Here is a 23135-nt window from a genome sequence, read left to right on the forward strand (position 1 = left end):
AGGGCTCAGCCCCGGATATCCTGCGGACTGAGGTCGGGCAGTCCGGGACCCGACATCTCGGCCTGGCGGATCAGGTCGGCCACCCGCGCGGCGAGGGGCGCGGGCCGGTCATGCGCCCGCGCCAGGCGCAGGATTTCCCCCTGTAGACTATCGATCTCGGTCAGCGCGCCCGCCAACAGGTCATAGGCCATCGAGGTGCGGGCGGTGGGATCGACCGTCAGCATCTGGGCCGCGATGCGCCGGAACAGCGGCGTCGGCAGGCGCAGGATAAGCGGGCTGGTCCAGGCGGGGAGCGGCGTGGTCGAGGCCACGGCGATACCCGCCGCGCGCAGCACGCCCAGCGCCTCGGCCATCTGGTCGGCCATCAGGCGGCGCCAGTCGCGGTCGGCCAGTTGCTCGACCAGCGTCAGACCTGACAGCGCGTTGAGCGCGTTGTTCAGGTTGACCAGCAGCTTGCCCCATTGCACCGCCTCGATCCGGGAACTTTCGGTGACCGGCAGGCCCGGAACCGAGAGCCTGCGACCCAGATCACCGGGTCCCGCCGCGATCACGATGCCGCCGGAACTGGCGCGATGCCAAACCCCCTCGCCCGCGGGCACCACGTTGAACGGCACCATCCCCGCCCGCAGGTCGCGCCCCGGCAGGGCCGCGCCCAGGATACGGGCGTTCTCGACCCCGTTCTGCCAGGACAGGATCGGCGCCCGAGAGGGCGCCCCCGCCGCGATATCAGCCGCGATCCGGGCGGTGGCCGAGGTCTTGACTGTGACGATCACCGCCTCTGCCGCAGCCAGGCAAGCGGGATCCTCGGCCAGCGTCAGGCTATCGGCGGCGACGTGGCGTTCCAGCCCCGAGTAATCCGTCACCGTCAGCCCATGGGCCCGCACCTGATCCAGCACGCGGGCGCGGCCCCACAGGGTGACATCATGCCCACCGGCGGCCAGAAGTCCGCCACAGAAACACCCGATGCTGCCCGCCCCGGCAATGACGATCCGCATGATTTTCCCTCTTCCCCTCTGCGATCATGCGCCGGGTCGATGGAAAAAACAACGCTCAGCCTGCCCGCCTTTGGCGGCGCGCCTTCAGGCGGTCATGGGCCTCGGGCGTGCCATCGTGGAACGAGCCGAACCACTTGTCCCAGGGCATTTCGAGGTTGCCGTAATTCACCTCGAAATAGCGGTGGTGCATCTGGTGGTGGAAGGTTCCCAGCGCAAGCGATTTGCGGTCCTTGATCAGCAGGCTCTCGTAACCGGTATGAGAGGTGGCGGCGGTCAGGCCCTGATGTTGCAGGTGGAACAGGAGGTGCAGCGGGTGTGCCGGAACCAGGAGATGGATCAGGATCGAGGAAAAGAAGAAAAACGCCTCGACTGGGTGCATCGACAGGCCGGACCAGGGGCCGACGTTGACGTTGCGATGATGCAGCGCATGGGCGATCCGGTAAAGCGGGCCCCAATGCAACGCCCGGTGTATCCAGTAGAAGTGGAACGAAATCCAGACCGGTGTCAGCAGGAATAGCAGCACGAACAGGACCGGGTGTTCGGACGGGATCAGGGCAGGCACCCAACCGCGCGCCATGCCATGGAACATGACAACCTCGAACAGGGTCCAGCAGCCGACACCGCTGGTCAGGGTCCAGAACATGTTGTCATGTACCTGGTTGGCAAAGGTGAACTGCCTGCCCTTTGCTGCCAGCGGCCGCGCATCATAGCGGAGCCGGTCGCCCTGTCGGCGGGCCCGAAAGAAGAACAGGTGCAGCCCGCCCGCGACAAGGGACATCAGGGCGAGGTTGCGCAGCCAGACCAACACGACCCAATCCAGCGACAGGGTCGCCATCCGATCCAACCCAGGGGTCAGCCAGGTCCAACTGACCCAGGCGAGTAAGAGGACCAGCACGTTCTTGGCCAGGGTCAGCCAGCGGGTGGCCAGCCAGCGGAGCATACGAACCGGATCCGGTGGCCAGCTGAAAAACGGGGAGACCGCGATCGGGACGTCAGGGATATGGGCCCAGCCAGGCAAGCGGGACGGTTGCGTCATGTTTGACCCTCGATGGAACAGCGAAAAGGCATTGACCGAGAGTGGCACGGTTCCATAAATCTAAAAAACAGAAAGAAGTTGGAAATTACCTCTGAAAATATGAGTTTTGCGGATGGATGACCTACGCCTGTCCTTGCGGCTCTTGCGCGCCTTCATGGTCGCGGTCGACAGCGGGTCGATCACCGGGGCGGCAACAATGTTGAACGTTGCGCCCTCGGCGGTGGCGGCGGCCATCGACCGGGTCGAAGCCGAATTCGGCGCCGCGCTGGTGGTGCGCGCCCGGGCGCGCGGGATCACCGCGACCCCGGCCGGACGGGCGTTGGCCGCACGGATCAGACCGCTGATCGAGGACTATTCAAGTGTGATGAAAGAGGGTTATGCCTTGGGTCTGGGTTTGCAGGGAACCTTGCACATCGGGTATTATGCACCAGTTGCACCGGCATTTTTGCCACGCATCTTGCAGGAAATGGCGAATGATAATCCAGATTTGCGTTTCAATTTGCGTGAATGCGACAATATCACGGCGCAATCGGGGCTTTTGGATGGCGCGCTTGATGTCGCTCTGTTCGCCGGGGACGAGGTGCTTGCCGGTGTCGAGACGCGGCCCTTGCTGGATCTGCCACCCTATGTGCTGGCGCCGCGGGGGCATGCCATCTGTCAGCGGGAGCGACCCGAGATCAGCGACCTGAAGGACGTCCCGCTGGTGCTGCTGGACCTGCCTGTCGCCGGGGCCTATGTGCGGGGGCTGTTGCGGACGGCGGGAATCGTGCCGCACATTGTCGCCACCGCGAGCAGTGTCGAGATGGTGCGATCGCTGGTTGGGGCCGGTATGGGTCTTGCGGTACTGAACATGCGGCCCCGGACCTCGGTCAGCTATGGCGGCGATCCGCTGGTCGCGGTGCCGCTGGCAGCCGGCACACCTCTGCATCTTGTCTCGGGACGCGCCGAAGGCGCGCCACGCCGGCTGGTCCAGGCGTTCCAGGACCGGCTGCACGGCTGGTTCGGGCTGGCAGAGGCGCAGGATCTGATCACACGCTAGCCTTGGCCTTGTCCTCGGGCTCCCAACCCAGAATCAGGTTGTCGGAGGGCCAGAGCGGGCCCTTGTCCCGGCGCTCGGCCAGCACCTGTCCGCCCTGCCCGGTGTAGAACGCCACTGCGGGCGTGTTCTCGCGCACCACGGCCAGGACCAGACCGCGCCCGTCTTGCGCCCCGGCCATGGCCCGGGCGATGGTGAGCAGCCGACGCCCCAGCCCGGTGCCCCGAACCTCAGACGCCACATAGAGGTGGCCCAGTTCCATCGCGTCCCCGAACCCGTCCAGATCGCTGGCGGGCGACAGGGCGGCAAGGGCCACGGCCTCCCCCGCCCGTTCGGCGATGACGGTCGCGCCGTCCTGCCCCAGCCGGTCCCGCCAATAGGCAAGGCGGCGGGCCTTGGTCAGCGCCAGCCGCACCTCGGGCGGAGCGATCCGGGCATAGGTTTCCTGCCAGACGCGGAAATGCAGGCAGGCCAGCGCCTCGGCGTCGTCTGGACCGGCCAGACGCAGGGTGACGCCGCCCCTGGACACGCGATGCCCGGCGGCCAGCCAGGCGGCCTCGGCCCGGGCGATCCGGGCCGCCCGCACCAGCAGGTAATCGCGATCATGGGTCGAGGTGACGAAGATGCCGAGTCCGGCGCGGGTGACCGGCTCCACGGCGGCCAGAACCACGCCGGGCTGATCGAGCGGGGCGCAGGTATCCACCTGCACCGCCTGCCAGCCTCGGGCCGAGACCTGTTTGGCCGGGACCCGGTCGGCAAGGCACAGGATCGAAACCTCATCGGGGGCCTGAGTAACGCTCAGCAGTCCCGGCCCGGCGAGCCAATCGGGCAAACCTTCTCCGGGCGCGCGGCGGGTGACGGCATAGTCACCCTCCAGCGCGGTCAGCGCGAGATGTACGGTCATTTTGCTTTGTTCCCGTTGCCTGCGCCGGTCAGAGACCGAGGCTCTCGTCGAGGCCGAGCATGATGTTGAGGTTCTGCACCGCCGCGCCCGAGGCGCCCTTGCCCAGGTTGTCAAGGAGCGCAATCAGCACCGCTCCGCCGGTGTCGGGATTGCCATGCACCGACAGCTCCAGCCGGTTGGTGCCATTGAGGCGACGCGGGTCGATCCGGGCGCCGTAATGGTCCGGCGCGACAACCGAGACAAAGGCGCTGCCGGCGTAATGCTCGGCCAGGGCGGAATGAAGCGCGGCGCTTTCGCCCGGCTCCAGGTGCGGCAGCGGCACCTGCACGATCATCCCCTGTTCATAGGGGCCGACCGAGGGCACGAAAACCGGCCGCCGCGACAGGCCCACATGCGCGATGATCTCGGGCAGGTGCTTGTGCCGCTGGTCGGTGGCATAGACGAAGGGGCCGTCGGTCTGACCGCTTTCGAACTCGGCGATCATCGACTTGCCGCCGCCGGAATAGCCGCTGATGGCGTTGATGCTGAGCGCCGCATCGGCGGCGATCAGACCGCGCTGGACCAGCGGGTGCAAGAGCGCGATGGCACCGGTGGAGTAACAGCCGGGGTTCGACACGAACTGACCGCTGGCGATCCGGTCGCGCAGGCCGCTCTCCATCTCGGGGAAGCCGAAGACCCAGTCGGGATCGACCCGGTGGGCGGTACTGGCGTCGATCAGCCGGGTGCCGGTGCCCGCCAGTTCGGCCACGATCTCGATCGCGGCAGCATCAGGCAGGCAGAGAATGCCGACATCGGCTTCGGCAAAGGCGGCCAACCGGGCATCGGTATTCTTGCGATCGGCCTCGCCCAGGGTGACGAGACGGATATCGTCCCGCCCTTCGAGCCGGGCGCGGATCTGGAGGCCGGTGGTTCCGACCTCGCCATCGATGAAGACCTTGTGTGTCATGTTCAGTCCCCCATGTTGAGGCGTGGGTAGTCGAGGATCTGGCCGGGAACCGGCCATCTTGTTTGTCCAGGCGTGGCGCGTGCCGGGGTCAAGCCCCCAGGCACCAGCGCATGATCGCTTTTTGCGCGTGCAGCCGGTTTTCCGCCTCATCGAAGATGACCGAGTTCGGGCCGTCCATCACTTCGGAGGTGGCTTCCTCCTCGCGGTGGGCGGGCAGGCAATGCATGAAGAGCGCGTCGGGCTTGGCGTGGCGCATCAGCTCGGCGTTGACCTGATAGGGCCGCAGCAGGTTGTGGCGGCGTTCCTTGGCCGATTGCGCGTCATGCATCGACACCCAGGTATCGGCGACCACCAGATCGGCGCCCTCGACCGCCTTGAACGGGTCGCGCTCGATCACGACCTTGGAACCCTTGCGCCGGGCAAATCCCATGTATTCTTCTTCCGGGTCGAACTGAGCCGGGCCGGTGAAGGTAAGGTCAAAGCCGAACTGCCCGGCGGCATGCAGGAAGGACGAGCAGACATTGTTGCCGTCACCGGTCCAGACCACCTTCTTGCCCGCGATCGGGCCGCGATGCTCCTCAAAGGTCAGCACGTCGGCCATGATCTGGCAGGGATGGCTGCGGTCGGTCAGGCCGTTGATCACCGGCACATCGGCATATTCGGCCATCTCGGTCAGCACGGTTTCGTCGAAGGTCCGGATCATGATCATGTCGACATAACGGCTGAGCACGCGGGCGGTGTCGGCGATGGTCTCGCCATGGCCAAGCTGCATGTCATTGCCCGAGAGCACCATGGTCTGCCCGCCCATCTGTCGCACGCCGACGTCAAAGGACACGCGCGTCCGGGTCGAGGGCTTTTCGAAGATCAGGGCGACCATCCGGTCCTTGAGCGGTTGCGTGTCATCGGGCGCGGCCTTGGGCCGGCCAAGACGCGCCCGTTTCATCGCGCCTGCCTGGTCGATCATGGACCGCAGGTCGGCGGCGTCGGTCTTGTGAATATCGAGAAAGTGATTCATGTCTTTTGTCTTTCCTTGGCCGGGGATGGGGGCGCTGCCCCCGCCGCCTGACGGCGAGCCCCCCGGAGTATTTTCAGCGAAATGAAGTTCAGACGGCTTCGACCTGGCTGGCGGCGGCATCCAGGCGGGTGAACGCCTCGGCGATGTCATCCTCGGTCAAGGTGAGCGGCGGCAGAAGGCGGATGACGTTGTCTGCGGCGGGGACGGTAATGACCAGGTTGTCATAGCCTGCCTTGACCACGTCGAGATTGGGCGCCTTGCATTTCAGCCCCAGCATCAGGCCGGAGCCGCGCACCTCTTCGAATACGTCAGGATGTGCTGCGACCAGCCCTTCGAGCCGCTGGCGGAGCAATGCGGCCTTTCGGTTAACCTCGGCCAGAAAGGTCGGGTCGGCGATATGATCCATCACCGCGCAGCCCACGGCGCAGCCTAGCGGGTTGCCACCATAGGTGGAGCCATGGGTGCCTGCGGTCATGCCGCTTGCCGCCTCTTCGGTGGCCAGCACCGCGCCCAGCGGGAAGCCGCCGCCGATGCCCTTGGCCACCATCATGATGTCGGGCGTGATGCCCGCCCATTCATGGGCAAAGAGCCGCCCTGTCCGGCCCATGCCGCATTGCACCTCGTCCAGGATCAGCAACAGGCCATGGTCGTCGCAAATCTGCCGCAGCGCCTTCAGTTCGACATCGGGGACAGGGCGGATACCGCCCTCGCCCTGCACCGGCTCGATCAGGATCGCGGCGGTTTTTTCCGTGATCGCGTTGGTGACCCCATCCAGATCGCCGAAGGTGAGATGCACGAAACCGGGCAGCAGTGGGCCGAACCCCTTGACCATCTTTTCCGACCCCGCAGCGGCGATACCGGCCGAGGAGCGGCCATGGAAGGAGCCGTCGAAGGTGAGGATCTCGACCCGCTCGGGCTGACCCTTGTCGTAGAAATACTTGCGCGCCATCTTGACCGCCAGTTCGCAGGCCTCGGTCCCCGAGTTGGTGAAGAAGACGGTATCGGCGAATGTATGCTCCACCAGCTTGTCGGCCAGCGCCTGCTGTTGCGGAATGTGGTAGAGGTTGGACACATGCCACAGGTTTTGCGCCTGATCGGTCAGCGCCTTGACCAGGGCGGGATGGGCATGGCCCAGCGCGTTCACCGCGATCCCCGAACCAAGGTCAAGGAAGCGTCGGCCATCCGCCTCGGTCAGCCAGGCGCCTTCGCCTTTCACGAAGTGAAGCGGCGCGCGGTTATAGGTCGGCAGGACGGACGGAATCATGGGATCATCCTTGTCTGAGGGTTGTCCCCGATGCAGGGCATAGCGGGGCGGTCAGGTCAATGTCTGGAACAGGCGTTGCGCGGGAAAATCGGGCGCGCATGAATCAAACGGCCGCTTAGGCGGCTGCGCGTCGGCGTCGGAGAGACGGGATATGAGCGTGTTTGATCATGGCGCGTTCCATAACGGAGGATTCGCGCAAAGAAAACCCCTTTTGGAAGGGGAAATGCAACAAAGTGGAAGTCAGGCTGCGCGCCAGCGGTCCAGCCGCTTCATCCCGCGTGTAAAGGCCCAGGCCAGTATGCGCGGCATGCCCTTGGCGACCAGCGCTTCCACACAATGGGCCTGAAACTCTTCATAGGTCGCGTCCGGGTGCCGGAAGGCGCCGTTTTCATAGCAAAGCGAACACCATTTGGTGCTGCGCGCGCCGTCCGCCTCGCTGCCGCCGCCCGCCGGGTCCTTGCTCAGCGGCATGCCGCAGCTTTGACAGGTCTGTCCCATGATCCGCGCCCTTGAATCGGTCCATTGGTCGTCATAGGATCAAAACCATGGAGTTGAGTCAACGGTTTTGAAGGGCGAGTCATGCGGATCGGGGAACTGTCGCGACGCAGCGGGCTGAGCCGAGACACGTTGCGCTTTTACGAAAGACAGGGGCTGATCCACTCGGAACCGGGGGCAGAGGCGACCAACAGCTATCGCGACTATCCCGAAGAGGCGCTGATCACGCTGGACCAGATCGCCGACGCGCAGGCGGCAGGGATGAGCATTGCCGATCTGGCCATGTTGATGGGCCAACTCCAGGCCGCCGATCCCGACGGGTTCGATGGCGAGGCGTTTCTGGACGCACGCATTGCCGAGGTCGAGGCGCGCATCGCCCGGGCCGAACGGTTCCTGGAAAGCCTGCACCAGGCGCGCGCGGCGCTGGCGGCACCGCCGGTTCTGCTCTGAGCGAAGCGTTGCCTCTTGCCAATTACGCGGCACTCGGTCACCGCTGGCGCATGTTCGAGGCGAAACCGCAAAACCCCGCACTGGCCGCGGCACTGATCTTTGCCGCCACCGCGTTTATCGCGGGCACCACGCTGTTGGCCAAAGCGCTGGGAACCGGCGCGTTGGGGCCGGCGCTGCCGGCGTTTCAGGTCAGCCATGGCCGCTTCCTGTTCGCCTTCATCGCCATTGGCGGCGCGGTGGCGGTGATGCGCCCCCGTCTGGCGCGCCCGCACTGGCGGCTGCACCTGGGGCGCACCACCTTTGGCTGGGGCGGGGTGACGTTGATGTTCGCCGCCGTGGCCCATATCCCGATGGCCGATGCGACAGCGATCGCCTTTCTGAACCCAGTCTTTGCCATGGTTCTTGCGATTCCGCTGCTGGGCGAACGGGTCGGGCCTTGGCGCTGGGGCGCCGCTGTCGTTGCTCTTCTGGGCGCGATGATCCTCTTGCGGCCGACCCCCGGCAGCTTCCAGCCCGCCGCCCTGCTGGCGTTGGCGGCCGCAGCGGTAATGGGGATGGAGCTCATCTTCATCAAGAAGCTTTCGGGCCGGGAACGGCCGATCCAGATCCTCCTGGTCAACAACGCGATGGGGCTGGTCATTGCCACCGCCGCAGTCTGGCCGGTCTGGCAATCGCCGCTGCCCGCCCAATGGGCGGCGCTGGCGGGGATCGGGGGGCTGATGGCCTGTGCGCAGGCCTGTTTCGTCAATGGCATGGCGCGGGCGGATGCCTCTTTTGTGGCGCCGTTCAGCTATGCCACGCTGATCTTTGCCGCGCTCTATGACATGGCGGTGTTCGGTGTGATCCCCGATGCGATCAGCCTGGGCGGCGCCGCCATCATCCTGACCGGCGCCCTGATCCTGGCCTGGCGCGAAGGACGCGCCGTGCGGCGCTGACTGCGGCTTCTTTCTGGTCAGAAATACTCCGGGGGAGCGTCGCCCAAAGGGCGGCGCGGGGGCAGAGCCCCCTTGGCTCACGCCGATTGGTTTTTTCGTCACACTGGCCTTTGAGCGACCGAGTCTGTCGCAAATCTTCGCGACCGGCCTGCCCGTCCTGTCGATGGTGGCCTCGTTTTGTAACAAAGGTTGCCGCTATGCATGAACGCCGGATTCCCGAATGGGTGCGCCATTCCCCCGCCCCCTCGGTGCGGGATTTCGGGTTCATCGCCGGGCTCGAGGCGGTGGTGCGCGGCATCCTGATCTCGGTCTTTCCGCTGGCCATGTATCGCGCGCTTGGCAGTGCCGAATCCGTGTCCCTGGCCTATTTCCTGATCGGAATCCTGTCGCTGGTGGCCGGGCTGATGGTGCCTTTCCTGATCCGTTTCGTGCCGCGCCGCTGGGCCTATACCGGCGGCGCGCTCTTGTTCGTGATCGGCGCCGCACTCGCGGTTCAGGGCACGCCCGGAGCGGTGGTCGCGGCCCTTGCCTGCAATGCGGTGGCTGCCGTGGTCTGCTTCATCTGCTTCAACGCCTATGTGCTGGATTATATCGAGCGGGTGGACCTGGGCCGGTGCGAGACCAGCCGGATGTTTTACAGCGCGATGGGCTGGACGGCGGGGCCGATGGCGGGCGTGCTGCTGATGGAGCTCTGGGCCCCTGCCCCGTTCGTGATCAGCGGCATTGCCGCGTTGCTCATGCTGGCGGTGTTCTGGATCCTGCGGCTGGGCAATGGCAAGATGATCGTCCGGGCGCGCGGCCCGGCGCGCAACCCGCTGGCCTTTCTGCCGCGCTTCTTCGCCCAACCCCGGCTGGTGTCGGGATATCTCTTTGCCATGATCCGGTCCTGCGGCTGGTGGGTCTATGTGGTCTATCTGCCGATTTTCTCGATCGAATCGGGCATGGGCGACAAGGTGGGCGGCATCCTGCTGTCGATCACCAATGGCATGCTGTTTCTGGCGCCGTTGATCCTGCGCTGGGTGCAGGCGCGGTCGCTGCGCAGCGCGGTGCGTACCGGATTTGCGGGTGCCGGGCTCTGCTTTGCGGCGGCCGGGTTCCTGTCCGGCTGGCCGCCGCTGGCCGCACTTGTGCTGATGCTGGGCTCGTTCTGGCTGATCGTGTTGGATATCTGCGCCGGACTGCCGTTCCTGATGGCGGTCAAGCCTTCGGAACGGACCGAGATGTCAGCGATCTATTCCAGCTATCGTGACGTTTCGGGCATCATGACGCCGGGCGCGGCCTGGCTGGTGCTGATGGTGGCACCGGTGGCCGGCATCTTTGTTGCCGGGGGCACGGCGCTGTTTGGCGCCTTTGCCATCGCGGCGCGGTTGCATCCCCGGTTGGGACGGCCACGCCTGCCGCTGGAACCGGGCTCTCTGGCCGATGCCTGAAGGCCAGACCTTAGGCCTTGAGCCTGTACCCTGTCCTGAGCATCGACCAGGCCAGCAGGCAGACTGCGAAGGTGGCCGCAAGGCAGACCGCCGCGCCCAGGGCGGGCGGGCTGTCCGAAGCGCCGATCACTGCGAAACGCAACCCGTCGATCAGGTAGAAGACCGGATTGGCATGGGTCAGCGCCCGCAGGGCGGGCGGCAAGACCTCGACCGAATAAAATGTACCCGACAGGAACGCGAGCGGCGTGACGATGAAATTGGTGATTGCCGCCATCTGGTCGAACTTGTTGGCGAAGATCCCGGCGACCAGGCCCAGCGCGCCCATAAAGGCCGCCCCCAACGCGGCATAGAACAAGGCCAGGACCGGATGTTGCGGCACCAGCCCCAGCACCAGCGCAAGCGCCACGGCAATGGCCAGCGCCACGATCACGCCGCGCGCCACCGCGCCCGCAAGATAGCCCAGCAGGATCTCGAACGGCGACAGAGGCGGCATCAGCGTATCGACGATATTGCCCTGCACCTTGGAGATCACCACCGAGGAGGAGGTATTGGCAAAGGCGTTCTGGATCACCGTCATCATCAGGATGCCGGGCGCCAGGAAATGCAGAAACGGCACCCCCATCACCGCGCCCCGGCCTGACCCGACCGCGAGCGTGAAGATCATCAGGAACAGCCCCGCGGTCACCAGCGGCGCCAGCAGGGTCTGGGTCCAGACCACGAGAAAGCGCATCACCTCGCGCGCCGCCAGAGTATAGAGCCCCAGCCAGTTTATGCGCCCGAAGCGGCGCACACCGGGTTCGACTGTCCTGCCGTCCATGCCATTCTCCTGTCGTGATCCGATTCGAAGTGCCTTGTAACTCGGGCAACAGTGACTAGAATAGGGCGCTAAGACGAATTCCGGAGGCGGCCGCAGCGCATGGGGCCGCTTTCCCGCTTTTGAGAGGCTGACATGTCCTGGACTGACGAGCGCGTTGAACTGCTCAAGAAAATGTGGAGCGATGGCCAGTCGGCCAGCCAGATCGCCAAGGAACTGGGCGGTGTGACCCGCAATGCGGTGATCGGCAAGGTCCACCGTCTGGGCCTGTCGAACCGGACCGCAGGCGCGGCCCCGGCACCGGCCCCGGGCAAACCCGAGGCCAAGGACAAACCGGCCGCATCGGCCCCCAAGGTCGAGGCAAAGCCAAAGCCCGCGCCCCGGACAGAACCGGCCCGGCCCGCCGCAGCGGCCCCCGCCACCGAAGCGCAACCCGCCGAGGCAAAACCGATTCCGCCGCGCAAGCAGATCATTCCGGCTGGCCAGCCGCTGCCGCCGCAACCTTCGGCCAACGAGATCAGCCCCGAGGCGCTGGCCAAGGTCAACGAGATCGAGAAGAAGGCCAAGAAGCTGTCGCTGATGGAACTGACCGAGCGGACCTGCAAATGGCCCGTCGGCGATCCGGCGACCGAGGATTTCTGGTTCTGCGGCCTGCCGGTGCAGCAGGGCAAACCCTATTGCGAGGCGCATGTGGGCGTGGCCTTTCAGCCGATGAGCGCGCGCCGCGACCGGCGCCGTTGAGCAAAGGCCGGTGCCGGGCGCAGACGATCCGCTGGAAACCGTCTGGCTGGACAGGGCCAAGAGACTGCTGGCGCTGGCCCAGACGGGCCAGCATTTCACCCGCGACCCTTACGACAGCGAACGGTATGAAGAGATAGCGGGCCTGGCCCGCGCCATGCTGGCGGACCTGGGACGCGTGCCGCTGAACCGGATCACGGATTTGATGCCGCCGCATGCCGCCGGTTACGCCTCGCCCGGGATCGACGTGCGTGCGGCGGTGATCCGCCCCGACGAGGGCATCCTGCTGGTACGTGAGAAGACTGACGACAAATGGGCCTTGCCAGGGGGCTTTGCCGATATCGGCTTTTCCCCGGCCGAAAATGTCGAGAAGGAAGTGCTGGAGGAAACCGGCCTCAGTGTCGAGGCACGGCATCTCTATGCCCTGCGCCACAAGGCGCGGCATCCCTATCCCGCCGATGTCCGGGATTTCTACAAGCTGTTCTTTCTGTGCCGCGAAACCGGCCCCGCCAAACAAGCGCCCTGTGCGGGTTACGAGACCAGCGAGGCGCGTTTCTTTGCCCCGACGGAACTGCCCGAATTGTCGCTGGGGCGGGTCTTGCCACAGGATATCCGGGCAGCGCTGGACGCCTATGGCGCCGATATGCCGCGAACCCTGTTCGACTGAGGTCGCAATACTGAGATCGAGGCGAGTATTCAAACCTGGCCCGGGACAGGTGTCCCGGACCGTCACTCGTCACACAAACACATTTCGCGCCGTCAGTTCTTGACCGGTGCCGCCGAGGTGAAATCGGGGATCACGCTGGTCGAGGCCGCCTTGGTCTCGATCCCAGGCCAATTGCCATCCGCCTTGTTGATGTTGCCGGGAATGTCCTCTTCCCAGAAGCCGACAACATTCTTGGTGATGTTCAGGTAGAGCTTGTCATCGACGATGCGCCACAGGTTCGGGTTGCCAGGCACCTTGCCCCCCTTGGACACCCCATAAGCGCAGTGGCCATCGAACTGGGGCGCGTAAAAAGCCGGGTTGGCCAGGAACGTGTCGCGGTTCTCTTCGGTCGCAAAGGCCCAGGTCGCACCGTTCCAGTCGGCGGTGATCGAGGCCTTGCCCTGGACGCCCTGCGGCTGGCTGTGACCGATCGCCGATTGAGCCAGTCCGCGATAGGCGACGACGTCATAGCCCGACACCGCGTATCCGGTGCCGTCGACATATTGCTCGCCCGCAAAGACAGGCAAGGCCAGCGCGGTGACGGCGGCCGTGGCGAGGGCAAAAACGAAACGTTTCATCAACGGGTCCTTCCGTATGTGTCATGGCCGCAAGTCGCGGCCTCGTCCCAGAGATTATCCCCGCCCCAACGGTTTCGCAGCGGGCCTCGCGCGGGTGTGAGCGAGGACGAGATTTCGTGATTGCCAGCCAGGGGAATGTTTCAATTCCGCGTGACATCCCGACGTCAGAACACTCGTCCCTTGTGTCTTTGCCGGGGTTGGACTTTGTTGGCCGAAACATTAGCTGATTGGCGTCAGGGGCCCGGCCCCGTCGCAAGCGAGGAAGGTCTCTCATGAGTGAACCATCAAACTATACGCCACCGAAGGTCTGGACCTGGGACAAGGAAAGCGGTGGACAGTTCGCCAATATCAACCGTCCCGTTGCCGGCCCGACCCATGACAAGGAGCTGCCAGTCGGCAAGCATCCGTTCCAGCTTTATTCGCTGGCGACGCCCAATGGAGTGAAGGTCACGGTGATGTTCGAGGAGTTGCTGGCCGCCGGACATGCGGACGCCGAATACGACGCCTGGCTGATCAACATCGGCGATGGTGAGCAATTCGGCTCTGGCTTTGTCGACATCAACCCGAATTCCAAGATTCCGGCGCTGTTGGATCGTTCCGGCGCCGAGCCGGTCCGGGTTTTCGAAAGCGCCTCGATCCTGTTTCACCTGGCCGAGAAATTCGGTGCCTTTCTGCCCGCAGGCGGCGCGGCCCGGACCGAGGTGATGAACTGGGTGTTCTGGCAGATGGGCAGCGCGCCCTATCTGGGCGGCGGGTTTGGCCATTTCTACGCCTATGCGCCCGAGAAATGGGAATACCCGATCAACCGCTTCGCGATGGAGGTCAAACGTCAGATGGACGTGCTGGACCGGGAACTGGCGAACCGGAGCTATATCGTGGGCGAAGACTATACCATCGCCGATATCGCGATCTGGCCGTGGTACGGGCAGCTGGCGCTTGGGCGGCTTTACAGCGCCGGAGAGTTCCTGAACGTGGAAAGCTATGAGCATGTGCAGCGCTGGGCCAAGGCGATCGATGCGCGTCCTGCGGTCAGCCGGGGCCGCATGGTCAACCGGTCCTCGGGCGAGCCGAAATTCCAGCTTCGTGAACGCCACGACGCCAGCGATTTCGACACCCGTACCCAGGACAAGCTGGAAGCGGCGGAATAACCGCCGCCCCTTGCGGGCGGGCCAGCCGCCCGCGGTCATTTCAAACGCGGCGGGCGATCAGGGTCCATGCCCGGAGCAGACGGTGCGCTTGCCGGGGTCGCAGGTTGTGGCAGCTCAAACCGCAACCCCATCCGGGCCAGCGCGGCCGCCATCGGATCGGTGGCGGCAAAGAACCCGACATCCATCGCCCCGGCCTCGACCCCCGAAAAGGTGAGCGCCTCGGCCGCAGCCTTGGCCAGGGCCGGTTCGGCCCCGGCAACCGTATCGACAAAGCCCAGAAGATGGCCGCGTGCGCCGTCATCATAGACAACCCCGGCCAGATAGGCCCCCTGTGCCAGACCGGCAGCGGTGACAAGCTTGGCATCGAGGGCCGAGAGCAGTGCCTCGGGCAGACCGCGGGGCGGTGTGAGTTCGGAAATTCGCGCCTCCACCTCGTCCGGGCGGTTGCCCAGGGTCTCGGCCAGCCAGGCAAGCGCCTCGGCCGGGATCATCGTGGCTGACGGCGCCACCTCGAGGTTGAGGCCAAGCCCCACCCCCTGCCCGGCCAGCATCGCCGCCAGCACCCGGCCCGACAGGGCCGCGTAGGGCGCGGGTCGGCCGACAAAGGCGGCCAGCCGATCCTCGCGATCAAAGGCCAGCACGAAACGGCCATCGGCCAGGTCGAAGAGTTCAGGCGACAGGTTTTCGTCGCGCGCCTCTTCGGTCAGGAGAAGGAACAACTCGGCGTCGCCCAACCGCTCGAAGAAGCGCAGGCGGGCGGTGTCGCTGTTCTCCATCTCGGCATGGGCGCGATCAATCGGTGTTTCCGGGGTCATTCAGCACCTCCTTGACCCGCGCTTGCAGGACCGGCAGCAGGTCGGTCTCGAACCACGGGTTCTTCTTCAGCCATCCCGTATTGCGCCAGGACGGATGAGGCAAGGCAAAGACGCGCGGCGCATGGTCCCGCCAGGCGGCGACGGTTTGGGTCACGGGACCGCGCGCGCCGAGGTGGTAGCGATGCGCATGCCCGCCCACCAGAACGGTCAGCGGCATGTCTGCCAGTTCAGCCATCACCCGATTGTGCCAAGTGCGTCCACAAACCGGCGGCGGCGGCAAGTCGGACCCCTTATTGTCGTAGCCCGGGAAACAAAAGGCCATCGGAACCACCGCCACGCGGGACAGGTCATAGAATGTGGTCTTGTCGATCCCCAGCCAGTCCCGCAGCCGGTCACCCGACGGATCGGTAAAGGGGCGGCCCGACTCGTGAACGCGCGCGCCCGGCGCCTGTCCGGCGATCAACAGCCGCGCGCCGGGCCGGAACCAGATCACCGGGCGCGGCACATGCGCGGTGGCCGTTGCCGCAAAGCGCGCGGCGCACAGGCGGCAGGCTCGGATCTCGGTGGCCAGCGCCGTTTCGGCCGGGGTCTGCGCGGTGTCCTGCATCGTGCCTCACTGAGGTTGGTTGCATTGCTACCAGATAGGGCTGGCGCGCCGGGGTCCAACAGACCAGGCGGCTGACAATCCGTTTACCGGGTCAAGCCCCGTCGCCCTTGTCATCGGTTTTCCGGTCAACAATGCCGAATGCGCATTGAAGTTTTGTTTCATATTTCGACATAATGTAGCCCAAATCCCCCGGTATTCGGTCAAGTGCCTCTTTCCAGTGGGGCCGGGCCTGTGCCGAGCGGCGCAGAGACCTGCAAGACCAAAAAACGATGGGCCGCAGCAGATAGCAGATGCTTGAATTCGAGAACGTCAGCAAATCCTTCTGGACCGGATCGCAGCGCAAGGTGATCCTGGACCGGGTGTCGTTCCGGGTCGAGCTGGGCAAGTCGCTGGGGGTTCTGGCGCCGAACGGCACCGGCAAGACCACCCTGATCAACATGATGGCGGGGCTGGAGAAGCCCGACGAAGGGGTGATCCGCCGCAGCTGCAACATCTCGTTCCCGCTGGGGTTCATGGGTGGTGTCGTGGGCCGGTTGTCGGCGATGGAGAATGCGCGTTACATTGCCCGCCTCTATGGCATGGACCCCGATTATATCGAGGCCTATTGCCGGTGGCTCTGCGGTCTGGGCGAGTATTTCGACCAGCCGCTGGGAACCTATTCCTCGGGCATGCGGGCGCGGTTTTCCTTTGCCCTGATGCTGGCGCTGGATTTCGACATGTACCTGATCGACGAGGGCATGCCCGCCTCGACCGATGTGGAATTCAACAAGAAGGCAGGCGCCATCCTGGAAGAACGCCTGCGCACCACGACAATCGTGATCGTCTCGCACCAGCCCGCCACGCTGGAAAAGTTTGCCCGCCAGGCCGCTGTTCTAATGCACGGTCAGTTGCATATGTTTGACTCGTTGGAAGAAGCGAAACAGCTCTATGATTACCAAACCCAAGGCTAAGAAGTTCCGCATCCGCCGCGCCGGCGGTGTGCCGGACGGCGCCCGCCCCGCCCCTGCCGCCACGGGTTCCGCAGCCCAGCCCAGCAATGTTGCGCCCCTGCGGCCGCAACCCGCAGCCCCGCGCCCGGCCGCGCCACCGGCCGCAGAAGACAAGCCCCGCACCGAGCCGGCCAATTCGCGGGTCCAGCCCGCCGCCGCTGAAACCGACAGCCGCCCCGCCGCGATGCAGGGCCAGGTGTCCTCTGCCGCGGAAACAGCAGCCGAGACCGAAATCGACGCGATCAAACGCGAAGGCCTGACCGGCCGCCAGTTGCGCATGGCGCGCCGGCTAGCGCAGAAACATAACCTGCCCGTCACCTCGGATTACGATGCCGTCCGGCAGTTGCGTGCAAACGGGATCGATCCGCTGGAGCGCGGCAACATGCTGGACCTGGTCGTGCAGCGCCCGGAAAAGCAGCCGGAGAAGCCCGAGCCCAAGGTGCAGCTGCCGCAAACCGTGCAACCGCGCCAGACCCTGCCCTCGACCGAGATCAGCCCGACCCAGCGCCGCGAGCAGGAGATCGGAAAGATCCAGCAGGACATCATGCGTCGTCGCCGGCGCAAGCTGATGCAACTGCTGACCCGGTTGGCAATCTTTGTCGGGCTGCCGACGCTGATCGCAGGCTATTATTTCTACGCTGTCGCCACCCCGATGTATGCCAGCAAGTCAGAATTCGTGATCCTGCAAGCGGACGGGTCCTTGAGCGGATTGGGCGGTTTCTTTGCCGGAACCCAGTTTGCCACCAGCCAGGATTCGATTTCCGTCCAATCCTTCCTCGAATCGAAAGAGGCGATGCTGCAACTGGACCGCGACCGTGGGTTCAAGGCGCAGTTCCAGCAACCCTGGATCGACCCGATCCAGCGACTGGCGCCTGATGCCACCAACGAGGAAGCCTACAAGATCTACAGCCGTATCGTGAAGATCGGCTATGACCCGACCGAAGGCGTGATCCGTATGGAGGTAGCCGCGCCCGATCCGAAAGTGGCGACGGAGTTTTCGGAAAGCCTTTTGACCTATGCCGAGGACCGGGTGAACAATCTGTCCGGCCAGAAACGCGACGACCAGATGCGCGAGGCGCGCCAGAGCTTCGAGGACGCCCAGGCCGAACGCCGCAAAGCACAGGAAGCGCTTGTCGAGTTGCAGCAGAAGGGCGCGCTGCTCGATCCCGAAGGCGTGATCGCCAGCCTGCGCGGCCGCATCGACCAGGTCGAAGTGCAGATCCAGGAAAAAGAGCTGCAACTGGCGGCCCTGCTGGACAACGCCCGGCCGAGCAAGGCCAAGGTTGACGGCGCCCGGGCCGATATCGCGCGGCTGAACGATCTGCTGGACGATCTGAACGCTGAAATGCTCGACACATCGCGCGGCGAGAACTCGCTGGCGCGCCTGAGCGTGCGCATCCAGATGGCGCAGGCCGACCTGGCTACGCGGGACATGATGCTGCAATCGGCGCTGCAACAGATGGAAACCACCCGAATGGAGGCGAACCGGCAGGTGCGCTATCTGACCGTGTCGGTCAATCCGGTGCCCAGCGAGGAACCGAGCTATCCACGCAGCTTTGAAAATACGATTTTGGCATTCCTGCTCTTTGCTGGTATCTACCTGATGATCTCGCTCACCGCGTCGATCCTCAGAGAACAGGTATCCTCATAGTCCCATGAAACACGTCAAAATCGCCGGCCTCACCGTTGGCAACGATCAACCGTTGACCATTATCGCCGGACCCTGCCAGCTGGAATCCGCCGATCATGCGCAAATGATCGCCGGCACCCTCAAGGAAGCCTGCGACGCCGTCGGCGCGCAGTATGTCTTCAAGGGGTCGTACGACAAGGCCAACAGAACCTCGGTCAATGCCGCGCCCGCGCTGGGGCTGGATAAGGGGCTGGCGGTTCTGCAATCGGTCAAGGATACGATCGGCGTGCCGGTTCTGACCGATGTGCATGAAAAAGAGCAATGTGCCCCGGTCGCCGAGGTCTGCGATATCTTGCAGATCCCGGCCTTTCTGTGCCGCCAGACCGCGCTACTGAAAGCAGCCGGTGCGACGGGCGCGGTCGTCAATGTCAAGAAAGGCCAGTTCCTGGCGCCCTGGGACATGCCCAATGTCGCGGCCAAGATCGAAAGCACCGGCAACAGCAACATTCTGCTCACCGAGCGCGGGGTCAGCTTTGGCTATAACCGGTTGGTGGTCGACATGCAGTCGCTGCCGGAAATGGCGCGCACCGGCTATCCGGTGATCATGGATGCCACCCATACGGTGGCCCAGCCCGGCGGGCTTGGCGGGGCATCCGGCGGTCAGCGCGAATTTGCGCCGGTCATGGCGCGTGCCGCGGTGGCGGTGGGTGTCGCGGGCGTGTTCATGGAAACCCATCAGGACCCCGACAATGCCCCCTGCGACGGGCCGAACATGATCTATCTGGATCAGATGTCGGACCTGATTGCCACCTTGATGCGCTTCGATGCCCTTGCTAAGGCAGAGCCCATTCGCATCTGAAAAGAACAGAGAATTTGACATGACCAAACCCCTTCCCGAGGTGACCCCGAACACCTGGAGCTTTCTGCGTGACGCGATGATCCGGCCCACCGGGTTCCGCGAATATGACGCGCGCTGGAAATACCCCGAAGAGATCAACCTGCCGGGCATGACCGCGCTGGGCCTGGGCCTGGGCACCCAGATGCACCGTCGCGGCATCGCGCCGGTGATCGCGGTAGGCAACGACTATCGCGACTATTCGCTGGCGATAAAAAACGCGCTGATCCTGGGCCTGATGCAGGCCGGCATTCAGGTCAAGGACATTGGCCCCGCCCTGTCACCGATGGCCTATTTCGCCCAGTTCCACCTGGATGTGCCCGCCGTGGCGATGGTGACCGCCAGCCACAACCCCAATGGCTGGACCGGGGTCAAGATGGGCTTTGACCGGCCGCTGACCCATGGCCCCGACGAGATGGCCGAACTGCGCGACATCGTGCTGAACGGTGAAGGCGTGGCGCGCCCGGGCGGGTCCTATGAATTCGTGGACGGTGTCAAGGAAGCCTATATCGACGATCTGGTCGGCGATTTCCGCATGTCGCGCCCGCTCAAGGTGGTCTGCGCCACCGGCAACGGCACGGCCTCGTCCTTTGCGCCCGAGATCTTCGCCCGCATGGGGGTCGAGATCGTGCCGAGCCACAACGAGCTGGACTATACTTTCCCGCACTACAACCCGAACCCAGAAGCCATGGAAATGCTGCATGACATGGCCGACACGGTCAAAGCCAGCGGCGCCGATTTTGCGCTGGGTTTTGACGGCGATGGCGACCGCTGCGGCGTGGTGGATGACGAGGGCGAGGAGATCTTTGCCGACAAGGTGGGCGTGATCATGGCGCGGGACCTGTCGAAACTCTATCCCGGCTCGACGTTCGTGGCGGATGTGAAATCGACCGGCCTGTTTGCCGCCGATCCCGAGTTGCGCAAACATGGCGCCAAGGCCGATTACTGGAAGACCGGCCACAGCCACATGAAACGCCGGGTCAAGGAGATTGGCGCGCTGGCAGGGTTCGAGAAATCCGGTCACTACTTTCTGGCCGAACCGATCGGGCGCGGCTATGACTGCGGCATGCGGGTGGCGGTCGAGATCTGCAAGCTGATGGACCGTAACCCGGACATGTCCATGTCGGACCTGCGCAAGGCGCTGCCGCGCACCTGGTCGACGCCCACCATGTCGCCCTATGCCTCCGACACCGAGAAATACGCGATCCTGGAGCGGCTGGTGGAAAAACTGGTGGCAAAACACGCCGCTGGCGACAGCTTTGCCGGTCGCGCGATCAAGGAAGTGGTCACCGTCAACGGCGCCCGTGTCATCCTCGACAACGGCTCCTGGGGGCTGGTGCGCGCCTCGTCGAACACGCCGAACCTGGTGGTGGTCTGCGAAAGCAGCGAAAGCGAAGCCGAGATGCGCGCCATCTTTGCCGAGATCGACGCGGTGATCCGCACCGAGCCGGGCGTGGGCGACTACGACCAGACGATCTGACTCACAGGCAGGGGGCGCTCCCGCCCCCTCGCCCCTCTCTGACGAGAGGTCCGAGGCGTTGGGCCGGGCCGCGCCTGCGGCGCGGTGATCTTTTGCGAGGCGCTGCCTCGCGCTCCGGAGTATTTGCAACCAGAAAGAAGCCGCGACCGGTTCTGCCTTTCGGTCCCCCCAAATCTTCGGTGTGCCGCAGTTTACGGGCGGAGCCTGTCTAGTTCTTACCCAGGAGCTTGAGCAAACCTTTGGTTGCCTCCTGTTGCAGCCGGTCCTTGATCAGGTCTTCGACATCCTGCCCCGGCTGGATCTCGGTATCGAGTTCCTCTCCAAGCTTGCGCCGCAGCTCATCCTTGGCCTTTTCTTCGACCTGCTCCGCATTGACGCCCGTGGCCTTTTCGATGACCTGGGTCAGATCGGGGCGTATGGCCGGGTTTGCCCAAGGCCCGACGATCCGCACTGGCACCGCCAGCCCCTGGCCCGCGTTGGCACGCAGCGCGACCGGGGTGAAGAGATAGTCGATGTCCCGGGCACCGAGGCCCACCCGGCCCTCGCCATTGGCCTTGTAATTATCGAGCAACATCAGCAGGTCACCGTTGAACAGGTTGCCCTTTTCGATCTTGTAGCTGGCGGTAAGGCTGTTGAACACCGTCGTGCCGCCGCCGCCCGCGCCGCGCCCCATCAGGTTGTCGAGATCGATGCCCGAGATTACGCCCTGCCCCATTTGCAGACCGCCCTCGCCGGACAAGGAGCGCATCAGCGCATCCTCGCTGTTGCCGACGGCCAGAAACTTGAGCGTGCCCGATGCCGGCCCCGCGAGCCGCTGAACACCGGCGAGGGTGGACAGCGCGTCGCGCATCTCGACCGCATCGGCGCGAATGTCTCCCGCTACCGACAGTCCGTTGCGGTTGTTGGCGACCAGCTGTCCGGTGATCTGGCCGGAGAACAAGGAGACCGGCTGCATCGCCAGCACGGCTCGGCGCTGATCCAGCGAAACAGTCAGATCGCTTGGTCCCAGGTTCAGCCCCGGAAGCGCAATCGACTGTGCAACCAGCCTGACCGAACCGTTGGCCAGAGCCAGCGGCGAGGCGTCGATGGGAACCGTGGACCATCCGCCTGCACCGGATGCCGCGCCGCTGCTGGCCCCGGTCGTGGAAAGGCCGGTGAGGTCCAGAGCGCCCGCCGCAAGCTTTGCGGTCACCTGCGGCGGATTGGCCACGGTAATGTCCGCAGCGCCAGTCAGGCGGTTGCCGTCGATATCCATTGCCAATTCTCGCAGCGCAAGCTGACCGTTGGCGGTATAGGTGATCTGGGCGCTGACATCGGCCTTTTGCCCCAACCCACGCGGCAGGGTGATCCCGGACTGGCCGAAGGCCGCCAGCATTTGGGCGCTGTCCGTTGTGGACAGGCTGGCCTTGCCCGACATGTCGCCGCTGAGTGCGGCGTGACCGTCAAAGGCGATCTGGGTACCGGGGGCGCTCATCTGCATCTGCAAGGCGGCGACACGGCCCGCGGAGAAGGCCGGCAGATCCGGCAAGGTGAGATCGACGTCAATCGCATCGACGCCAAGCGGCAGCCTCGCCTGCAACCGCAGCGGCGCATCGGGAGAAGGCCAGGCGGCGGTGATGTCCACATTGGCAAAGTCGAGCCTGGTTTGGGCCTCTTCGATCAGAATCAGGCGGGCGTTTTTCAGCTCCAGCCTGTCGAGAGTGATCAGCCGCGCTTTCTGGGCTGGCAGGGCGGTTCCGGTCTGGGGCGGCTGGTCGCCTTCAGGGGTAAAGGCCCAGTTGACCCTGCCCTGAGAGCTTTCGAGCCGCAACAGCGGGTCCTCGGCCACGATTCCGGTGATGCGGACATCTCCGGCCAGCAGCGCCGGTGCGTTCACGCCGATGGCCAGGCTGCTTGCCGTCAGCATCGGTTGATCGCCGGCCCAGGGCGCATTTCCCAGCACGACAGGCCCGGTTTCAACCCCCAAAACCGGCCAGAATGTGAGGCGGACATCACCGCTGAAGCTGAGTTCCCGGCCTGTTTGTGCCCTGATCTGATCTGCCGCGAGACGCGCAAGCTTGTCCCCCGGCAGCAAGAGGATAGCCCCGACCAGCGCGACCGCTGCCAGGATCAGTGTGATGGCAATGCGCACCAGCCACTTCATGTGCCTGCTCCCGTATTCATCTGTGCCTCGATATGGCAAACGGACCCCGGTTGGACAATATTTGCAAGGAGAAGAGTTCCCCTCTA

At 64.8% G+C, this 23135-nt stretch carries 23 protein-coding genes; 11 read left to right on the forward strand and 12 right to left on the reverse strand.

The genetic code is table 11. The features are described 5' to 3' along the window. Window positions 1-5: 5 nt before the first annotated feature. A complete protein-coding gene (locus G0P99_RS23505; RefSeq protein ID WP_164132936.1) occupies window positions 6-995 on the reverse strand; it encodes a 2-dehydropantoate 2-reductase in 990 nt (329 codons plus the stop codon). 55 nt (window positions 996-1050) lie between these two features. Beyond that, window positions 1051-1935: a sterol desaturase family protein gene (locus tag G0P99_RS23510; RefSeq protein WP_370462872.1), complete on the reverse strand. Its 885-nt coding sequence runs from the start codon at window positions 1933-1935 to the stop codon at window positions 1051-1053. A 208-nt stretch (window positions 1936-2143) separates the two neighbouring features. Between G0P99_RS23510 and G0P99_RS23515 the strand changes: the two genes are divergently transcribed. Beyond that, window positions 2144-3070, forward strand: a complete 927-nt coding sequence (locus tag G0P99_RS23515; protein WP_164132938.1) for a LysR family transcriptional regulator — start codon at window positions 2144-2146, stop codon at window positions 3068-3070. On the opposite strand, the gene G0P99_RS23520 is transcribed toward G0P99_RS23515, so the two are convergent. The 5 genes from G0P99_RS23520 to G0P99_RS23540 all read right to left on the reverse strand — a co-directional run bounded on the left by G0P99_RS23520 (window position 3060) and on the right by G0P99_RS23540 (window position 7694). Continuing rightward, window positions 3060-3971 carry a GNAT family N-acetyltransferase gene (locus tag G0P99_RS23520; RefSeq protein ID WP_164132939.1) on the reverse strand — a complete coding sequence of 304 codons (912 nt, stop codon included), beginning with the start codon at window positions 3969-3971 and terminating at the stop codon, window positions 3060-3062. The genes G0P99_RS23515 and G0P99_RS23520 overlap by 11 nt on opposite strands. Before the next feature lie 28 nt (window positions 3972-3999). Then, window positions 4000-4917, reverse strand: coding sequence for an N-acetyl-gamma-glutamyl-phosphate reductase (gene argC, locus G0P99_RS23525; RefSeq protein WP_164132940.1), 918 nt, complete (start codon window positions 4915-4917; stop codon window positions 4000-4002). Window positions 4918-5005: 88 nt separating this feature from the next. Continuing rightward, window positions 5006-5932: an ornithine carbamoyltransferase gene (gene argF, locus G0P99_RS23530; RefSeq protein ID WP_164132941.1), complete on the reverse strand. Its 927-nt coding sequence runs from the start codon at window positions 5930-5932 to the stop codon at window positions 5006-5008. An 88-nt stretch (window positions 5933-6020) separates the two neighbouring features. Next, window positions 6021-7196, reverse strand: coding sequence for an aspartate aminotransferase family protein (locus G0P99_RS23535; RefSeq protein WP_164132942.1), 1176 nt, complete (start codon window positions 7194-7196; stop codon window positions 6021-6023). A gap of 240 nt (window positions 7197-7436) precedes the next feature. Then, window positions 7437-7694 carry a zinc ribbon domain-containing protein gene (locus tag G0P99_RS23540; RefSeq protein WP_164132943.1) on the reverse strand — a complete coding sequence of 86 codons (258 nt, stop codon included), beginning with the start codon at window positions 7692-7694 and terminating at the stop codon, window positions 7437-7439. Window positions 7695-7775: 81 nt separating this feature from the next. Here G0P99_RS23540 and G0P99_RS23545 point away from each other — a divergent pair, with 81 nt between their 5' ends. The 3 genes from G0P99_RS23545 (at window position 7776) to G0P99_RS23555 (ending at window position 10506) form a co-directional block, all read left to right on the forward strand. Further along, window positions 7776-8141: a MerR family transcriptional regulator gene (locus tag G0P99_RS23545; RefSeq protein ID WP_164132944.1), complete on the forward strand. Its 366-nt coding sequence runs from the start codon at window positions 7776-7778 to the stop codon at window positions 8139-8141. A 50-nt stretch (window positions 8142-8191) separates the two neighbouring features. Then, window positions 8192-9076 (forward strand): DMT family transporter, encoded by an 885-nt coding sequence (locus G0P99_RS23550; RefSeq protein WP_164133105.1) that lies wholly within the window; start codon window positions 8192-8194, stop codon window positions 9074-9076. Window positions 9077-9273: 197 nt separating this feature from the next. Then, window positions 9274-10506, forward strand: a complete 1233-nt coding sequence (locus tag G0P99_RS23555; RefSeq protein WP_164132945.1) for an MFS transporter — start codon at window positions 9274-9276, stop codon at window positions 10504-10506. Between the two features lie 10 nt (window positions 10507-10516). Here G0P99_RS23555 and G0P99_RS23560 read toward each other — a convergent pair whose 3' ends face one another. Then, on the reverse strand, window positions 10517-11323 hold the full coding sequence (locus G0P99_RS23560) for an ABC transporter permease (RefSeq protein ID WP_164132946.1): 807 nt from the start codon (window positions 11321-11323) through the stop codon (window positions 10517-10519). A 132-nt stretch (window positions 11324-11455) separates the two neighbouring features. Between G0P99_RS23560 and G0P99_RS23565 the strand changes: the two genes are divergently transcribed. Both G0P99_RS23565 and G0P99_RS23570 read left to right on the forward strand, forming a co-directional pair. Next, window positions 11456-12061 carry a GcrA family cell cycle regulator gene (locus G0P99_RS23565; protein WP_164132947.1) on the forward strand — a complete coding sequence of 202 codons (606 nt, stop codon included), beginning with the start codon at window positions 11456-11458 and terminating at the stop codon, window positions 12059-12061. 10 nt (window positions 12062-12071) lie between these two features. Further along, on the forward strand, window positions 12072-12725 hold the full coding sequence (locus G0P99_RS23570) for an NUDIX hydrolase (protein ID WP_203583242.1): 654 nt from the start codon (window positions 12072-12074) through the stop codon (window positions 12723-12725). A gap of 92 nt (window positions 12726-12817) precedes the next feature. Here the strand turns inward: G0P99_RS23570 and G0P99_RS23575 are convergent, their stop codons facing one another. Next, on the reverse strand, window positions 12818-13342 hold the full coding sequence (locus G0P99_RS23575; protein ID WP_164132948.1) for a YHS domain-containing (seleno)protein: 525 nt from the start codon (window positions 13340-13342) through the stop codon (window positions 12818-12820). Window positions 13343-13614: 272 nt separating this feature from the next. On the opposite strand from G0P99_RS23575, the gene yghU reads away from it, so the two are divergent. Then, entirely contained in the window at window positions 13615-14490 is an 876-nt protein-coding gene (yghU, locus tag G0P99_RS23580; RefSeq protein ID WP_164132949.1) for a glutathione-dependent disulfide-bond oxidoreductase, read from the forward strand. 35 nt (window positions 14491-14525) lie between these two features. Here the strand turns inward: yghU and G0P99_RS23585 are convergent, their stop codons facing one another. Together G0P99_RS23585 and G0P99_RS23590 are read right to left on the reverse strand one after the other, a co-directional pair. Beyond that, on the reverse strand, window positions 14526-15305 hold the full coding sequence (locus G0P99_RS23585; protein WP_164132950.1) for an SseB family protein: 780 nt from the start codon (window positions 15303-15305) through the stop codon (window positions 14526-14528). Then, entirely contained in the window at window positions 15283-15912 is a 630-nt protein-coding gene (locus G0P99_RS23590; protein WP_164132951.1) for a uracil-DNA glycosylase family protein, read from the reverse strand. Before G0P99_RS23590 ends, G0P99_RS23585 begins: the two co-directional genes overlap by 23 nt. A gap of 290 nt (window positions 15913-16202) precedes the next feature. On the opposite strand from G0P99_RS23590, the gene G0P99_RS23595 reads away from it, so the two are divergent. From G0P99_RS23595 to G0P99_RS23610, 4 genes are read left to right on the forward strand one after another with little or no spacing between them, the layout of a single operon-like run. Next, on the forward strand, window positions 16203-16862 hold the full coding sequence (locus G0P99_RS23595) for an ABC transporter ATP-binding protein (protein ID WP_164132952.1): 660 nt from the start codon (window positions 16203-16205) through the stop codon (window positions 16860-16862). Further along, the gene (locus tag G0P99_RS23600; RefSeq protein ID WP_164132953.1) at window positions 16840-18552 is read left to right on the forward strand and encodes a capsule biosynthesis protein; all 1713 of its coding nucleotides are present in this window, start codon (window positions 16840-16842) and stop codon (window positions 18550-18552) included. The genes G0P99_RS23595 and G0P99_RS23600 overlap by 23 nt, the downstream gene beginning before the upstream one ends. 4 nt (window positions 18553-18556) lie before the next feature. Further along, the gene (kdsA, locus tag G0P99_RS23605) at window positions 18557-19390 is read left to right on the forward strand and encodes a 3-deoxy-8-phosphooctulonate synthase (RefSeq protein WP_164132954.1); all 834 of its coding nucleotides are present in this window, start codon (window positions 18557-18559) and stop codon (window positions 19388-19390) included. A 19-nt stretch (window positions 19391-19409) separates the two neighbouring features. Next, window positions 19410-20906: a phosphomannomutase/phosphoglucomutase gene (locus tag G0P99_RS23610; protein WP_164132955.1), complete on the forward strand. Its 1497-nt coding sequence runs from the start codon at window positions 19410-19412 to the stop codon at window positions 20904-20906. A gap of 208 nt (window positions 20907-21114) precedes the next feature. On the opposite strand, the gene G0P99_RS23615 is transcribed toward G0P99_RS23610, so the two are convergent. Further along, entirely contained in the window at window positions 21115-23049 is a 1935-nt protein-coding gene (locus G0P99_RS23615) for an AsmA family protein (protein ID WP_164132956.1), read from the reverse strand. Window positions 23050-23135 lie beyond the last annotated feature (86 nt).

The organism is Ruegeria sp. PrR005, from assembly GCF_010500245.1.
In the GTDB taxonomy this organism is placed as follows: Bacteria; Pseudomonadota; Alphaproteobacteria; order Rhodobacterales; family Rhodobacteraceae; genus Ruegeria_B; species Ruegeria_B marisflavi.

Coding starts and splice junctions, on each gene's coding strand:
- G0P99_RS23565 (WP_164132947.1), top strand. CDS start 11,456: ATGTCCTGGACTGACGAGCGCGTTGAACTGCTCAAGAAAATGTGGAGC.
- G0P99_RS23555 (WP_164132945.1), top strand. CDS start 9,274: ATGCATGAACGCCGGATTCCCGAATGGGTGCGCCATTCCCCCGCCCCC.
- argF (WP_164132941.1), bottom strand. CDS start 5,932: ATGAATCACTTTCTCGATATTCACAAGACCGACGCCGCCGACCTGCGG.
- G0P99_RS23585 (WP_164132950.1), bottom strand. CDS start 15,305: ATGACCCCGGAAACACCGATTGATCGCGCCCATGCCGAGATGGAGAAC.
- G0P99_RS23550 (WP_164133105.1), top strand. CDS start 8,192: ATGTTCGAGGCGAAACCGCAAAACCCCGCACTGGCCGCGGCACTGATC.
- G0P99_RS23535 (WP_164132942.1), bottom strand. CDS start 7,196: ATGATTCCGTCCGTCCTGCCGACCTATAACCGCGCGCCGCTTCACTTC.
- G0P99_RS23615 (WP_164132956.1), bottom strand. CDS start 23,049: ATGAAGTGGCTGGTGCGCATTGCCATCACACTGATCCTGGCAGCGGTC.
- G0P99_RS23600 (WP_164132953.1), top strand. CDS start 16,840: ATGATTACCAAACCCAAGGCTAAGAAGTTCCGCATCCGCCGCGCCGGC.
- G0P99_RS23575 (WP_164132948.1), bottom strand. CDS start 13,342: ATGAAACGTTTCGTTTTTGCCCTCGCCACGGCCGCCGTCACCGCGCTG.
- G0P99_RS23545 (WP_164132944.1), top strand. CDS start 7,776: ATGCGGATCGGGGAACTGTCGCGACGCAGCGGGCTGAGCCGAGACACG.
- kdsA (WP_164132954.1), top strand. CDS start 18,557: ATGAAACACGTCAAAATCGCCGGCCTCACCGTTGGCAACGATCAACCG.
- G0P99_RS23515 (WP_164132938.1), top strand. CDS start 2,144: ATGGATGACCTACGCCTGTCCTTGCGGCTCTTGCGCGCCTTCATGGTC.
- G0P99_RS23560 (WP_164132946.1), bottom strand. CDS start 11,323: ATGGACGGCAGGACAGTCGAACCCGGTGTGCGCCGCTTCGGGCGCATA.
- G0P99_RS23510 (WP_370462872.1), bottom strand. CDS start 1,935: ATGCTCCGCTGGCTGGCCACCCGCTGGCTGACCCTGGCCAAGAACGTG.
- yghU (WP_164132949.1), top strand. CDS start 13,615: ATGAGTGAACCATCAAACTATACGCCACCGAAGGTCTGGACCTGGGAC.
- argC (WP_164132940.1), bottom strand. CDS start 4,917: ATGACACACAAGGTCTTCATCGATGGCGAGGTCGGAACCACCGGCCTC.
- G0P99_RS23520 (WP_164132939.1), bottom strand. CDS start 3,971: ATGACCGTACATCTCGCGCTGACCGCGCTGGAGGGTGACTATGCCGTC.
- G0P99_RS23610 (WP_164132955.1), top strand. CDS start 19,410: ATGACCAAACCCCTTCCCGAGGTGACCCCGAACACCTGGAGCTTTCTG.
- G0P99_RS23595 (WP_164132952.1), top strand. CDS start 16,203: ATGCTTGAATTCGAGAACGTCAGCAAATCCTTCTGGACCGGATCGCAG.
- G0P99_RS23505 (WP_164132936.1), bottom strand. CDS start 995: ATGCGGATCGTCATTGCCGGGGCGGGCAGCATCGGGTGTTTCTGTGGC.
- G0P99_RS23590 (WP_164132951.1), bottom strand. CDS start 15,912: ATGCAGGACACCGCGCAGACCCCGGCCGAAACGGCGCTGGCCACCGAG.
- G0P99_RS23540 (WP_164132943.1), bottom strand. CDS start 7,694: ATGGGACAGACCTGTCAAAGCTGCGGCATGCCGCTGAGCAAGGACCCG.